Below are 13621 nucleotides of genomic sequence, written 5' to 3'. Positions count from 1 at the left end.
ATAGTCCAGAGGAATGCTCCTTTAATAAAATCCGAAGCGGCAGAGAAGCCTCTTCGGATTTCTTTCTGAAATAAGCCCTGGTACGATATCGCTCCACGGCTGCGGCTTTAGCTGAATACGACCGTTTTGTTCTGATGAACGAGGATGCGGTCTTCCGTATGCCAGGAAACGGCCCTTGCCAAGACGATTCGCTCGATATGGCGGCCGATGCGCTTCAAATCGTCGACATTGTCCCGGTGGCTGACGCGCTGCACGTCCTGCTCGATGATCGGACCTCCATCCAGCTCCTCGGTCACGTAATGCGCGGTCGCCCCGATCAGCTTAACTCCCCGCCCGTGAGCCTGCGCGTAAGGTTTACCTCCGACGAAAGCCGGAAGGAAGGAATGATGGATATTAATGATCCGGTTCTGGTAATGTTTGATAAAAGAAGCCGGAATAATCTGCATGTACCGGGCGAGGATGATCAGATCCACCTGGCCTTCGAGCAGCTCCAGATGGCGCTTCTCCACCTCGGCTTTCGTATCCGGAGTTACCGGAATATGGTGGTACGGAATACCGAACGGCTCGACGAGCGGCGCCATATCCGGATGGTTGCTGACGACCATGGCGATATCCGCGTCGAGATCCCCGGCGCGCCAGTGCCACAGCAGCTCAAGCAGACAGTGATCTTCCTTGGACACGAAGATCGCCAGGCGTTTTCTCTGACTGGCCAGCGACAGGCTCCAGTCCATGGAGAATTCGGCCGCCACTCCGGCAAAATCGGCCTCAAGCTGCGGCTTGCGCTGCTCAAGGTCGGTTAAGTCAAATTCGATCCGGATAAAGAACATGCCGCCTTCCGGATCCATGGTGTACTGGTCCGACTGGACGATGTTCGCCCCATATTCGGACAAAAATTTGGATACCGCGGCCACGATTCCAGGCCGGTCCGGGCAGGAAATGAGCATTCTGCCGCGGTTTTGCTTGCCGGCTGCGCCGGACGTTTTTGCTGCTGCCATCTCTACTGGATTCTCCTTTGTACCTGCAAAATAGTCACCTATCCGGTCCGAGCCGGTGATGAAAACGGCGTTAACCGTTCACTTACAAAGATTTAAGCAGATCTTTGCCGGCAAACCATGCCGTCAGACGCTGATTGATCTGCTCTTCGGACAGCTCCGGGAACAGACGCTCTTCCGCGATCATGTCGTACAGGCGCTCCATCGGTTCGCGTCCGTCCGCTTTCTTGGCTTTCGCGTCGGTTTTGAGCAGCTCCCAAGTTTGCAGGACGAAACCACGCGAATCGACTTCTTTCTTTTCGAAAAAGAAAGCCAGCCTCTCCACGTCTTCCGCGAAGGATTCGCCGAACCGTTCCAGAACGGTTCCGCTGAGCAGCGCGATTTCCGCTTCGTACATCGGACGCTGGGTTTTCGGGTCCTTCCCGATCCACGGAGTCTCCAGGATCATCGGCAGGCCGATCAGCTTCTCGTGATGAACGACGCGGTTCATCGCTTCGAAGCCGATCCAGCCCGCTCCGACCGGAGCATGGCGGTCTTTGGACGCGCCGCGCGGATTCTTGCTGTCGTTCAGGTGGACGACCCCGATGCGGTCCAGACCGACCACGCGGTCGAACTGGTCCAGCACGCCGTCCAGGTCGCCTACGACATCATACCCTGCATCGTGGATGTGGCAGGTATCCAGACATACCGTCAGGCGGCCGTTGTCTTCGACCTTGTCGATAATCTGCGCCAGCTCCTCGAAGCTGCGGCCCATCTCGGTGCCTTTGCCCGCCATCGTTTCCAGGGCGATATGCACACCCGTGTCCTTGACGCCGGCGAGGACTTCGTTCAGCCCTTCCGAAATGCGGGCGAGGCCGTACTCCGCATCCTTGTCCGTAAAAGCGCCGGGATGAAGCACGATATTTTTAACGCCCAGATAGTCCGTGCGGCGGATTTCATCCTGCAGGAATTGGACCGCCAGCTCGTACGTGTTCTCTTTGTAGGAACCGAGGTTGATGATGTAAGGGGCATGAACGACGATTTCTCCGATCCCGTGCTCCTGCATGACTTCCCGGCCCTCTTCGATATATTGCGTTTCAATAGGCTTGCGCCGTGTATTCTGAGGTGCACCCGTATAGATCATGAATGTGCCGGAGCCGTACGAAACAGCTTCCCGGGCCGCATTCAGCAAGCCTTTGTCGGAAAATGAAACGTGTGAACCGATTTTAATCATAGGGAATAGGCTCCTTGCTTAGTAAAATCTTTTCCCCCTATTTTACAGGCAATGTCGCAAGAAAGCCAGAAATAAGGTATAATTTCAAGAGAGATCCAGTGCTTAAACCTGGCCCAGCGCGGGAATAATAGATTCCGAGGTGACGAGTTTTGAACAACTCCCTGTTTATGTGGTTTATTACTTTCTGGCCCCTTGTCCTCATTGGTCTGATGGCGATCGGCGGTTATTTTATGTTCCGCAAATTCCTGAAAGTGCTCCCCAAGGCCGACGGAAAATCCAAGCTCGACTGGCAGAACTATTACGTGGAGAAATCCCGCCATATGTGGACGGACGATTCCAAAGCCTTTCTTAACAAACTTGTCGCCCCTGTACCCGGCCCGTTCCGTGACATCGCCAAGCACTCCATCGCGGCCAAAATCGGGCAGATCGCCTTGGAAGAAGAGGCGGCGGAAGTTACACGCGAGCACTGCATCAAAGGTTATATCATCGCCACTCCCAAGCGGGATTACCGGAGCCTGATGAATTTCCTCGAACGCGAGAAGATTGATTACACGCCTTACAAACATCTGATCAATTCCTGATTCTTCTATTATACTCGCAGGAAGATTTCAGGAAGTCTGATCGGGATACACGCCAAAAAAACCGCTCGGCCCTCTCGGGACAGGAGCGGTCATTTTTTTTACGCAAAGTCAAAGCGGCACACAACGCGGCGGGATCGGCTAGAGCAGCCAGAGGCCCATCGCAAATGAAACGATCCCCAGAAGCAAATAAAGCGAGCTGATCAGCCAGCGGAGCCAAGGCTTCCATGCTTTATCCCCCTCAACAACCATTCTTCTCATCCTACTTTCCCTGACCTGAACGTTACCGACTTGGGGAGCATGTAACCCGGTTCTGCTTTATGCCATCAACGGAAGGCGAGTCTCATACTCGTTCAAACGTCCGTGATGCGGCAGATCGTGACAGCCCGTGGTGTTCGAATTCGGGGTTGCACAGCTTTTGCAGCTTGCCAGCGGTACCGACACCCGGTAAAATCCGGTTTTGAAAATGTGATCCGCCTGTGTCCGGGACACAATCGAACCGCAGTGAATGCAGTAGACCAAATCCAAAGCTTTCATCCTCACACACCTCTTCATTTTGCTTCTTGTTGTCGCAACTTGTTACATTCTGTATTTGTAAATTATTATAAGATACGTTTTGTAACAAATCAAGAAGTTTTTGGGTGATTCGGTGCGTTTTTACGAGATTTTTGTAGAATTTTTAGAAAAAAATAATACATCGCTGTACCCAGAAGGGCACCGCAGGTGTCCAGGATAACGTCTTCCGTCATCGAGGTCCTATGCGACGTAAATTTCTGATGCCATTCATCCGTGACCGCGAAAATGACACAGACCGCTAGCATGATGCCTGTCTGCTTGCGCTTGCTCATCAAGCGCAGGCTTCCGAGCCAATAGCCCGCAAGCAGAGCCAGGATGGCGTACTCCACGACATGGGCCGTTTTGCGTATGAAAAATTCGACATAGCCGTAGGTCCCCAGTCTTTTAACACTTACCACGGACCGGCCGTACTGAAACGATCCCGCGGGAACGGCTTTTTTTAATTGCAGTTCCGAGATATGTTCACGCAGCAGAGGCTTTAAGCTTTGTTTCTGGTACGGCTGCGAGGAGAGATAGAACATGAACGACATCCACGCCAGCACCAGCAGAAGGCGGAACATTTTATTACGGCCGAGAGCCCTCATAAGCGCATTCACCTGTTTCCGATTTAACGTTTTCCCGGTTAACAAAATAAAGCCCCCCAATATCGCATCCGATATTAGAGGGCTTTGAATCTATCTTTTATCTTATTTATAAGTAGTAAGCAAGGACATTTCCGTCTGATTCACATGCTTAAGCATAATTTGCTTTAAATCGTCCACGTAGGGCTTGACCGTAGGAACCGGTTCACTCTGCTCTTCCACCCTATGTACAAATTGCTCCAACTCCAGCAGCAGTTGACGCATGTCCGGGTTCTGCATAATAGCCGCCTCTACCGGGTTAGCGGTTCGGGATAGCTATGGTACGCAGAACCATATCCATCACCCTGTTTTGATCGGCCGGAGTCAAGCTGGAGCCGGAAGGCAGACACAGCCCCGTCGAGAAAAGCCGATCAGAGACGCTGATCTCCTCTTCATGGGGATAATAAGCGCATCCCTCGAAAAGCGGCTGGAGGTGCAGCGGTTTCCATACGGGGCGCGCCTCAATACTTTGACCCGCCAGGCGGTCCACGATTTCCGTCGAGGAAACGCCCGTTACCCGTTCATCGACCGTAATCGCCGTCAGCCATCGGGTCGAACGCCCGTAATCCGCCTCCGGCATGAAGGAAATTCCTTCTATGGATTCGAAGGCTTTGCGGTACTGCCCGAAGACTTCTCTCCGTGCCTGTATCCGGTCATTTAAAACCCGGAGTTGGCCTCTTCCGATGCCGGCCAGAACATTGCTCATCCGGTAATTATAGCCCACTTCCGAGTGCTGGTAATGCCGGGCGGTATCCCGGGCCTGCGTAGCCCAGAATCTGGCCTTCTCCAATGCTTCCAGGTCGTCGGAAACGAGCATGCCGCCCCCGGAAGTCGAAATGATTTTATTTCCGTTAAACGAGTAGACACCGAATCTGCCAAACGTCCCGCTCTGTTTTCCCTTATAAGTGGCTCCCAAAGATTCGGCCGCATCCTCAATTACCGGAATGTCGTACTTTCCGCACAGAGTCAGAATCGGATTCATATCGGCACTTTGTCCGTAAAGATTAACGACGATAACGGCCTTCGGCAGGTTTCCTTCCCGGTCCGCTTCTTCAAGAGCTCTCCGGAGAGCTCCGGCGGACATATTCCATGTGTCCGGATCGGAATCGATGAATACGGGAATCCCGCCCTCGTACAGAATCGGATTCGCACTGGCCACGAATGTCAGGGAAGAGCAAAAAATCCGGTCACCCGGGCAGATGCCCACAAGCTTGAGCGCCAGATGAATAGCCGAGGTGCCGGAACTTAATGCGGCGGCCCCGGCAGCTCCCGTATATGCGGCCAGTTCTTCTTCAAAAGCATTGACGTTCGGGCCCAGAGGAGCGATCCAGTTCGTCTCGAACGCTTCCCTGACATACTGCTGTTCGTATTCCCCCATATGGGGGGGAGATAAATAAATTTTCGGGTTCAAAGGAATAGCCATTCTTTTCACTCCTTCTCTCTCTTAATGGGCCTGGCAGGTACCCCTACAACCGTGCAGCCGCCCGGCAGGGAACGGGTCACCACGGCACCTGCGCCGATTACCGCATCGGAGCCGATTCGCAGCCCCGGCAGAATAACCGAGCCTGCCCCTACATCTCCCGCATGGCCGATCTGCACATGACCCGACACTCTTGCTCCGGGTAATATGCTGCTGTAATCCCCGATAGCGGAATCATGGCCGACCGTCGCACCGTAATTAATCAAGACGTGGCGTCCGAGACGGACATCGGTCGATACCAGGGTATGAGCCGCGACTATGCATCCTTCCGAAATCCGGGCGCTCTCGGAGATAACGGCGGTGGGATGATAAAGCGAGGCGTACCGGACCAGCGGGAACGCCTCTTCGATTTTTCCGGCAACGACCGTCTTAGTCCGAGAACTGCCGATCGCGAAGATCAGCCTGGTTTCTTCCCAATCGGTTTGGGCCAGGGCCGTGTAGGGATGGAGAACGGGATAACCGCTCACCATCTTTCCCTGTATCTGCTCACTCTCATCAAGAAAACCGAGTATGTCCCAGGAAGAGGAGAGGCGGTTGATATCGTTGACCAGTTGTACCGTTTCACGCCCCTGCCCGCCGGCTCCGTAAATCCATAACTTCAAGGGCCGGAAAGGTTTCATTTCTCAACGGCCCCGTTCGATGTGTACCCTTGGAATTCCGGCATCGTTACGTGCCCGGTCCTGCTTACACCTTCGGTTTTGATCACCTTGATCACGGTCATCCATAAAATTTTCATGTCCAGAAGGAAAGACTGATGATCCACATACCAGACATCGAGCTCAAACTTCTGCTCCCAGCTTAAATCGTTGCGTCCGTTTACCTGCGCCCAGCCTGTAATACCGGGTCTGACATCGTGCCGGCGCGCCTGTTCGCTCGTATAACGGTTCATATAATCCATGAGCAGGGGCCTGGGTCCGACAAGACTCAGTTCGCCGCGCAGCACGTTTAACAGCTGCGGCAGTTCGTCGAGGCTCAATTTGCGGAGCAGCATCCCGAATCGGGTCAGCCTTACCTCATCGGGAAGCAGGCGCCCGTGTTCGTCGCACTTGCTGGTCATCGTCCGGAATTTGAAAATAGCAAATGGTTTTCCGTGCAGTCCGGGCCGTGTCTGCTTAAACAACACCGGCGATCCCAATTTTATCCGGATCAGTACAGCGACGAGAAAAATAACCGGAAGCAAGATAGTTAGAGCGATTAGGGCGACAAGAAAATCAAACGTGCGTTTCATGGGAAAACCGACTCCTTATGCTAATTGGCTAACCGGAACGGCAACCGTATCCACGCGGCTCAATTCATGCAAATTCCCGTAATTATAAAGTTTTCCCGCCGACTGCGGCACATGCGAAGACTCCACGCAATTTTTGGTATCCAGGATAACGGGAGATTTCATCCGGGAAAGCAGGCTCAGATCCAGTGCTTTGAATTCGTTGTGATCCGTCAGAATCAGCAGGCATTCCGCATCGGCCACAGCCTCTTCCGCCGTGAACATCGGGAACGGGGCAAGCTCTGCCAGCACGTGCGGGTCGTGGACACGGACATCGAATCCGTTCTCGCCGAGCATATGCACCACTTCCAATGCCGGTGACTCCCGGATGTCGTCCACATTGCCTTTATAGGTAATCCCGAATACGGCCACTCGTTTTCCGGCATGGGAAGGCGTGATTTTGCCGGTCTGCTCGACGACAAAGGCGGGCATGGAATTATTAATGGCGCGTGAAGCCGTCATAAGCGGAGTCAGCTCAGGCGCTTTCTCGATAATAAAATAAGGGTCGACCGCAATGCAGTGGCCGCCTACGCCGGGCCCCGGCGTATGAAGATTAACACGCGGGTGCTTGTTGGCCAGGCCGATCACTTCCAGCGCATCGACACCGATTGAAGCGGACACCTTCGCCAATTCGTTGGCTAACGCGATATTCACATCGCGGAAGGTGTTCTCCATCAGCTTTGCCATTTCGGCAGACGTAGCGGAGGTCAGGATGATTTCGCCTTTAACGAAAGCGCGGTAGACTTCGGCGGCTTTCTCGGCGGACTGAGGATTGTATCCTCCCACGATCCGGTTGTTTTCCACCAGTTCCTGGAAGATACGTCCAGGCAACACTCTCTCCGGGCAGTGTGCCAAGTAAATTTCCTCGCCCACACGCCATCCCGCTTTCGTCAGTACGGGAGCAACAACATCGTCGATCGTTCTCGGAGGAATGGTCGATTCTACAATGACGGTGTTGCCTTTGCGGAGATAAGGCAGCACCGCTTCCGTCGCCGATACGACATAATCGACGTTGGCCGTATGATCCGCGTTGACAGGAGTAGGTACCGCGATAATGTATGTATCCGCAGGCTCCGGATGACGCTGTGCTTTGAAGGCATAGTTGGTACGGACATCTTGAAAAATTTCTTCCAGGCCGTTCTCTTCAATGTGAACTTCGCCCGCGTTCAGGGCCGATACGACTCTTTCGCTAACGTCGACACCGATAACCTCGAAACCGGCTCTGGCGAATACAAGCGATGTCGGAAAACCGATATAGCCCAATCCGATTACACAAATCTTTTTAGTCATAAGTATGTTCCTCCTCATATATCTATAAGTTACATTTTGTATCAAAAGGTGCAAAAAAAAATTTAAATCGCCATATTCCTAAGCTCGGTCTGATACCGGTCCGCAAGAGACTCTCTCGAAAAGTTCTCCGTCACATACCGGTACCCGTTATTCCCGAGACTCTCGGCCAGCTCCCGGTTGCTCATCAGCAGACGTATCTTTTCTTTGAAATCTTCCGGATCCTCCGGGTCCACGTAATAGCCGGACCCGCTATCTTCCACAAGAGCTCTCGCTACTCCGTCGATTCCGATGAAAATCGGTTTGGCACAGGACATGTAATCGAAAACTTTATTGGGATAAACCGTTTTAAAAGTATCCACCTTTTTCAAAACAGCCGTACACACGTCTGACGCTCTGCAAAAATCAGGCACAGCCGATTTGGGCTGCGGGGGCACAAACAGAACATTTTCGATACGATTCGTATCTACATAGGCTTGAAGGGACTTCTTTTCCATTCCGTCCCCTACGAGCATAAACAAGAGATCCGGAATGTCCCGGCAAGCTTCCGCAACCTTAATGATGGACATTAAGTGGTTGGCGACTCCGTGAGCGCCCAGGTAAGTAACGACGAATTTGTTTTCGAGCCCGTATTTTTCACGCACCCAATTTTCCTTGGGGCCCGGCTGGAAAATATCCAAATCCGCCCCGTTGGGCACGAAGATGATTTTGTTCGTGCTGATCCCTTTTTCCTCAATCAACTTATGGCGGAAAGCCGGGGTCAGCACGTTTATTTTCGAAGCAAACCGGTAAGAAAGCTTCTCGACCAGATAGGCGGCTTTGATCAGCAGGGAATTTTTGAGCACACCCGTATCGATTGCCGATTCCGGCCACAGGTCCCTAACCTCGAACACCATGGGCATTCTCTTCAGCCAACTGACGATAATGCCGGTAATTCCGACAAATAACGGAGGAGAAGTGACGATCATCACGTCGTGTCTTTTAATATGAAACAAACAAACCAGGAGCGAAGAGAAGGTGAACGAGAAATACGCCCAGAGCCGGCCGAGAAACGACTTGTTATAGGATTCCGAAACATAAGTCCGGTAAATTTCCGTCCGTTCCGAATACTGCTCCTTAACGACAAACTTCCCTTGATATTTTTCCTCCTTCTGTCCCGTCGTGTAGTTCACATTTCCGGCAACGACCGTAATGTCGTGCCCCATTTTGTTCCAGTGTTTAACAAACTGGTTGAAACGCGAACCGCCCGGATCGTTATCTCCCAAAAAGTACTGATGAAGAATAAGTATTCTCATAGAGTCACCTTTTCTTGCGGTAGAATGGTTTCGCTTCCGGCCGGGTTAAGCCGCAGACACCGATCCTGCATCCTAAGCAGGTTTTGTTCCGGATCGTAGGTGACTTGGCCCGCTACCGGGGAAAGAACGGTCACCAGACGGACCGGCTTCCCGGAGCGAAGGCTCCGGACGATCTGGTAAGCGGGCTCCTTCTCCCCGTAGTACAGAGATCGCCAGCCTCTGCGCGCTTTTTCGTCCCCGTGGTAAATCCGGAACGTACTGCTCTGCGTATCCAGCGTCTCAATAAAATACGGGCCTGCCGGAGTTTCCAGCTCGATCAAGCCCTTCTCGCCGGTGGCCTTCGCTCCCCGGGCCGCGCTAAGCCAAGAAGCGGATATGGCCCTTTCGGTTCCATTAAAGTCCCCGGCAATTTCGTCGATGACCGCTATGACCGCATCGGATTGAATGACCGCTCTGCGGTGAATAAGCGGGCCATAGCCGTAATGTTCTCCCTCGAACAGCGTCATTCCGTCCGCAGCCGCTTCCGCTCGTCTGGTATGGGATTTGGTCCAGTTATACCAGATAAAACGGGACCCCTTCTCCATTTGATCGTCATCACCGATCATCACCGTATTGTGCGAAGCGGTGCCCATAAAATAAGCGCTCCATTCGGCATCCGTGTTGTAGGAATAGGTTCCGGCATCACAAATCACGTTCGTACCTTCGCGCCATATATCGAGATGAAGCATGTCGGCCTGGGCAGGACGATGCCGGTAGGTTCCGCAGCGGATCATGGCGCTTCCTCCATCCATCCGGATGGAATAATACCCGCCTTCCGGATAAGCCTTCAGCGCCGCTCTTGGAAAGGTGTCCCGAGGAGCCCTCGAAGCCGATTCACCGGCCAGCCAGACAAGACTCTCCTCATGAGGGCCGTCCGGATAAAGCCTCTTACCTGTGAGGATAAAATAGAACGCACCCAACTGCGGACGGTAATCCAGATACTCGCAATGCGACAACGGATGAATAAGGGCACCGTCGTTCATCCCGTAGTTGGGCAGCCGACCGGTTGCCTCATCCTGGAACTGGTACAGGAAATCGAAGGTTTTATACAGCCGCTCCTTCAGCTTGTTCGAGAAGGCTTCGCCGTTTAACTCGGCCAGGCGCAGAGCCCAGGTGTAATCTTGCACGACAAGTCTGTGATAATTCATGGAATGCTGGAGGTAGGAACCGTCCTCGTAAATCTGCCACATTCCCTCCGCTTCCAGATGACGGAATCCTTTCTTCTTCCATCTCCCGCTCCGGTCAAAGAAAGGAAAAAGAAGCCCGACCGTATACAGGCCCGCAGCTTCGCTGATCGTATGATTGTTTTTCACCGACTTCAGGGCAAAATCGAAATGTTTATCGATATGATCGGTATGGCAGTAAACTTGTTTAAGCAGGCTGAACACTCTCTTGTCCGTAGAAGAAGAATGGTTCGCAAAAGCATACAAGGCGAAGATCCAGGCCATGACGCGCAGCGACATCTCCTGGCAGCACTTATAGTTGACTCCCCGCTCCTCCGGGTTATTTTTCACCCAATCTTCAAACAGGTTCCAGAACGTTTCCGGATATAAAGAGGACCCGGTTAAGGCATACGCCCGGACCAGCGTGTACGCGAACGAAAATCTGGACAACTCCCATATATACTTGATATCGCCGAATGCCCCGCTTAGATCGGGAATTTTCGACCAATGCAGATCTCGTGGAGATTCTTCATTGGTGATAGGATTCCAGTGCCAGTTCGGAGTACCTTGATGGACATTCCATCTGCTGAAATACGTAAACGTTCCCTCGCAGATCCGGTCGGCCTGGTTCAGAAGCTCTTGCTCCGATGCCCCCAACGTTTTTTGAAGAACCGGCTTCAGACCGTTCAGTTTATCCGGATGAAAGAAAAAAGGCCGTGCTTGAGCCCTCCACTCCCGGACGGCTTGATCGGGTGAGGCGGCATGAGACGACCAGCGTTTTAAAAATTCCTCTTCGGTCATGGACACGGCCGGAAACTCTTTTTCCAGAAAGCCTGCCCGTTTCTTCAGCTCGTACTTGATCCGGAATAACGTCCACCCCAGCCCCATGTTCTGCATCATCCGGAGTTGATTACGCATATTCCGCCTGCCTCCGCTGTTGCTGCCGCTCCTGCTCCCGCATCTGCTCGACAATGTCCAGGCAGGCTTCCGTCACTTCGTAAATCTCGCTTAAAGGTATCGGGGAGTCCGATCCGGTCAAAACGGCGTCCACAAATGCTTTCATTTCTTGTTTATGGCCTTTGTCCTGGGACCACAGCTTCATCTTGGTAAACCCGTTCCAGCCATATCCGCGGAGTTCCTTGAAGTTGTTCATCTCCAGGATTTTGCCTGCCGCGAAAACCTCAATGCGTTCTTTCGGAAACGATTTGTGACCATTCGCAAAATAATGAACAGTTCCGAGTGAACCGTCTTCAAAGCGCAACGTTATGGTCGCTTTGTCTTCTATGATTTTAACGCCCGGCTGTCTTCCGACCGTATGGGAAGTTACTTCCGTTATGGGGTGCCCCACCAGAAACCTCAGCGTATCGACAAAATGACACGCTTCTCCGATGATGCGGCCGCCGCCGACTTCCGGGTCCTGGGTCCAGTGTTCGGCGGGAATATCGCCTGCGTTGACGGTCATAATTAGCGTTTTCGGCTCCTTAACCGTATCCAGGAGCTGTTTCATTTTCACGGTAAAAGGCGAAAAGCGTCGGTTGAAACCGACCATAAGAATCTGCTTGGGCTGCAGGCGCAAGTTTTTGATATCCTGCAGTTCGTTCCGGTTCAAACAGAGCGGTTTTTCAACAAACACATGTTTACCCGCCTTGACCGCTTCTTCTGCGTAACGCGCATGCGTGTTATGCCGGGTCGTGACGAATATGGTGTTGATGGCGGGATCGGCCAGCATGGCTCCCGTGTCCGTCGTCGTCTGAACGAATCCGTGTCTCCGGCCCACATGAAGGCCGTTCACTCCCCCGCTGCTGGCGATCGTATGAAGGGAGGCTTTCGTTTGTTTTAAAGCCGGCAGCAGCACCTGATTCGTATAGTTCCCCGCTCCGATAATGCCGACGGAAGCTTCTCCGGTCCGCGCTTCATCGGCAGGCGCCAAAGCGAGCTCGACCGTCTTCCGGTTTAGCAGGGCTTGAACGTTCTGCTTCTGATCATAATGCAGAATGATGCCGAGCGAAGATTTCCCCTGGCCCAGGACCTCATACGCTTCTACCGCCTGCCCGATCGGAAACCGGTGAGTAATGAGCGACTTCAGATCGAGCTTGCCGTCGGCCAGCATATCCAGAATCGCTTCGAAGTTCCGCTGCTCAGTCCAACGCACGAAACCGACGGGGTAATCCTGCCCCTTCTCTTCGTATTCTGGATCATAGCGCCCCGGACCGTAAGAACATGAGACCTGGAAGCTCAACTCTTTCTCGTAAAAATCCGCCCGCGAAAGCTCCAGTCCCGTTACGCCGACAAGGACGATACGGCCGCGTTTGCGGCACATATGCGCGGCCTGGTGAACAGGCTCGCTGCTTTTGGTGGAAGCGGTAATGAGGACACCGTCGACACCGCGGCCCTTGGAGAACGTTCGCGCCGCCGAAAGAGGGTCCTCCCCTTTGGACAAATCCACGATTTCCGCTCCCAGCGACTTCGCAATTTGCAGCTTACCTGGGTCGAAATCGATGCCCAGCACCCGGCACCCGTGAGCCCGGAGCAGCTGAACGGTGATCAGACCGATCAATCCGAGTCCGGTTACCACGAACGTTTCCCCAAGTGTCGGATTGGCCAGCCGGATTCCCTGCAGTCCGATCGAGGCGATAACCGTAAAGGCTGCTTCCTCATCGTCCACTCCGTCAGGAATTTTAGCGCATAAATGCTTGGGCACATGCACAATTTCCGCATGAGGACCGTTAGAGATGACACGGTCACCGACAGCGAAGCCTTCGACTCCCCTGCCTACTTCCACCACGGTCCCCACGTTGCTGTATCCCAGAGCCAGCGGCTGGTCCAGCTTCGTCCTCACAGCCTCCAAGGTAGGAGCAAGACCATCGGTCTTGATCTTATCCATCACCTGCTTGACCTTATCCGGCTGCTGCTTCGCCTTCTCCAGCAAGTTCGCCTTGCCGAATTCAACAAGCATTCTTTCCGTACCTGCCGAAACGACACTCATTCTCGTTTGAATCAATAAGTGCCCCGTCCGGACTTGGGGACAAGGGATATCGGCGATCTCCGTCGCCCCGGTTTTTAAATTTTGAAGGATCTGATTCATAATGGGTTAGCCATTTGTCTCCACACAAA

13 protein-coding genes are annotated in these 13621 nt (G+C 53.1%); 1 reads left to right on the top strand and 12 read right to left on the bottom strand.

The features are described from left to right. Nucleotides 1-107: 107 nt before the first annotated feature. Entirely contained in the window at nucleotides 108-995 is an 888-nt protein-coding gene (gene purU / locus ABH899_RS20250; protein ID WP_009672196.1) for a formyltetrahydrofolate deformylase, read from the bottom strand. Between the two features lie 82 nt (nucleotides 996-1077). Next, a complete protein-coding gene (locus ABH899_RS20245) occupies nucleotides 1078-2205 on the bottom strand; it encodes a deoxyribonuclease IV (RefSeq protein WP_369999904.1) in 1128 nt (375 codons plus the stop codon). A 167-nt stretch (nucleotides 2206-2372) separates the two neighbouring features. On the opposite strand from ABH899_RS20245, the gene ABH899_RS20240 reads away from it, so the two are divergent. Then, a complete protein-coding gene (locus ABH899_RS20240) occupies nucleotides 2373-2786 on the top strand; it encodes a DUF2621 domain-containing protein (protein WP_042229966.1) in 414 nt (137 codons plus the stop codon). A gap of 315 nt (nucleotides 2787-3101) precedes the next feature. Here the strand turns inward: ABH899_RS20240 and ABH899_RS20235 are convergent, their stop codons facing one another. The 10 genes from ABH899_RS20235 to ABH899_RS20190 all read right to left on the bottom strand — a co-directional run bounded on the left by ABH899_RS20235 (nucleotide 3102) and on the right by ABH899_RS20190 (nucleotide 13592). After that, nucleotides 3102-3320: a hypothetical protein gene (locus ABH899_RS20235; RefSeq protein ID WP_009672203.1), complete on the bottom strand. Its 219-nt coding sequence runs from the start codon at nucleotides 3318-3320 to the stop codon at nucleotides 3102-3104. Nucleotides 3321-3409: 89 nt separating this feature from the next. Then, complete coding sequence (locus ABH899_RS20230) at nucleotides 3410-3988, bottom strand: VanZ family protein (RefSeq protein ID WP_016423823.1); 579 nt, start codon at nucleotides 3986-3988, stop codon at nucleotides 3410-3412. A 57-nt stretch (nucleotides 3989-4045) separates the two neighbouring features. Next, nucleotides 4046-4219 carry a hypothetical protein gene (locus ABH899_RS20225; RefSeq protein ID WP_009672029.1) on the bottom strand — a complete coding sequence of 58 codons (174 nt, stop codon included), beginning with the start codon at nucleotides 4217-4219 and terminating at the stop codon, nucleotides 4046-4048. A gap of 19 nt (nucleotides 4220-4238) precedes the next feature. After that, a complete protein-coding gene (locus tag ABH899_RS20220; protein WP_369999899.1) occupies nucleotides 4239-5402 on the bottom strand; it encodes a DegT/DnrJ/EryC1/StrS family aminotransferase in 1164 nt (387 codons plus the stop codon). Between the two features lie 5 nt (nucleotides 5403-5407). After that, nucleotides 5408-6079 carry an acetyltransferase gene (locus ABH899_RS20215; RefSeq protein ID WP_369999896.1) on the bottom strand — a complete coding sequence of 224 codons (672 nt, stop codon included), beginning with the start codon at nucleotides 6077-6079 and terminating at the stop codon, nucleotides 5408-5410. After that, a complete protein-coding gene (locus ABH899_RS20210; protein WP_369999893.1) occupies nucleotides 6076-6687 on the bottom strand; it encodes a sugar transferase in 612 nt (203 codons plus the stop codon). The genes ABH899_RS20215 and ABH899_RS20210 overlap by 4 nt, the downstream gene beginning before the upstream one ends. Before the next feature lie 15 nt (nucleotides 6688-6702). Next, on the bottom strand, nucleotides 6703-8013 hold the full coding sequence (locus ABH899_RS20205) for a nucleotide sugar dehydrogenase (protein ID WP_369999891.1): 1311 nt from the start codon (nucleotides 8011-8013) through the stop codon (nucleotides 6703-6705). Nucleotides 8014-8075: 62 nt separating this feature from the next. Further along, complete coding sequence (locus tag ABH899_RS20200; RefSeq protein ID WP_369999889.1) at nucleotides 8076-9305, bottom strand: glycosyltransferase family 4 protein; 1230 nt, start codon at nucleotides 9303-9305, stop codon at nucleotides 8076-8078. Then, entirely contained in the window at nucleotides 9302-11425 is a 2124-nt protein-coding gene (locus tag ABH899_RS20195) for an alginate lyase family protein (RefSeq protein ID WP_369999886.1), read from the bottom strand. Before ABH899_RS20195 ends, ABH899_RS20200 begins: the two co-directional genes overlap by 4 nt. Continuing rightward, a complete protein-coding gene (locus ABH899_RS20190) occupies nucleotides 11418-13592 on the bottom strand; it encodes a bi-domain-containing oxidoreductase (protein WP_369999883.1) in 2175 nt (724 codons plus the stop codon). Before ABH899_RS20190 ends, ABH899_RS20195 begins: the two co-directional genes overlap by 8 nt. Nucleotides 13593-13621 lie beyond the last annotated feature (29 nt).

Origin of the sequence: Paenibacillus sp. RC84, assembly GCF_041260495.1 — a bacterium.
Lineage (GTDB): Bacteria > Bacillota > Bacilli > Paenibacillales > NBRC-103111 > Paenibacillus_F.
This window is presented reverse-complemented; position numbering and strand designations above follow the sequence as displayed.

Coding starts and splice junctions, on each gene's coding strand:
- ABH899_RS20235 (WP_009672203.1), bottom strand. CDS start 3,320: ATGAAAGCTTTGGATTTGGTCTACTGCATTCACTGCGGTTCGATTGTG.
- ABH899_RS20215 (WP_369999896.1), bottom strand. CDS start 6,079: ATGAAACCTTTCCGGCCCTTGAAGTTATGGATTTACGGAGCCGGCGGG.
- ABH899_RS20190 (WP_369999883.1), bottom strand. CDS start 13,592: ATGAATCAGATCCTTCAAAATTTAAAAACCGGGGCGACGGAGATCGCC.
- ABH899_RS20205 (WP_369999891.1), bottom strand. CDS start 8,013: ATGACTAAAAAGATTTGTGTAATCGGATTGGGCTATATCGGTTTTCCG.
- ABH899_RS20195 (WP_369999886.1), bottom strand. CDS start 11,425: ATGCGTAATCAACTCCGGATGATGCAGAACATGGGGCTGGGGTGGACG.
- ABH899_RS20240 (WP_042229966.1), top strand. CDS start 2,373: ATGTGGTTTATTACTTTCTGGCCCCTTGTCCTCATTGGTCTGATGGCG.
- ABH899_RS20245 (WP_369999904.1), bottom strand. CDS start 2,205: ATGATTAAAATCGGTTCACACGTTTCATTTTCCGACAAAGGCTTGCTG.
- ABH899_RS20220 (WP_369999899.1), bottom strand. CDS start 5,402: ATGGCTATTCCTTTGAACCCGAAAATTTATTTATCTCCCCCCCATATG.
- ABH899_RS20200 (WP_369999889.1), bottom strand. CDS start 9,305: ATGAGAATACTTATTCTTCATCAGTACTTTTTGGGAGATAACGATCCG.
- purU (WP_009672196.1), bottom strand. CDS start 995: ATGGCAGCAGCAAAAACGTCCGGCGCAGCCGGCAAGCAAAACCGCGGC.
- ABH899_RS20210 (WP_369999893.1), bottom strand. CDS start 6,687: ATGAAACGCACGTTTGATTTTCTTGTCGCCCTAATCGCTCTAACTATC.
- ABH899_RS20225 (WP_009672029.1), bottom strand. CDS start 4,219: ATGCAGAACCCGGACATGCGTCAACTGCTGCTGGAGTTGGAGCAATTT.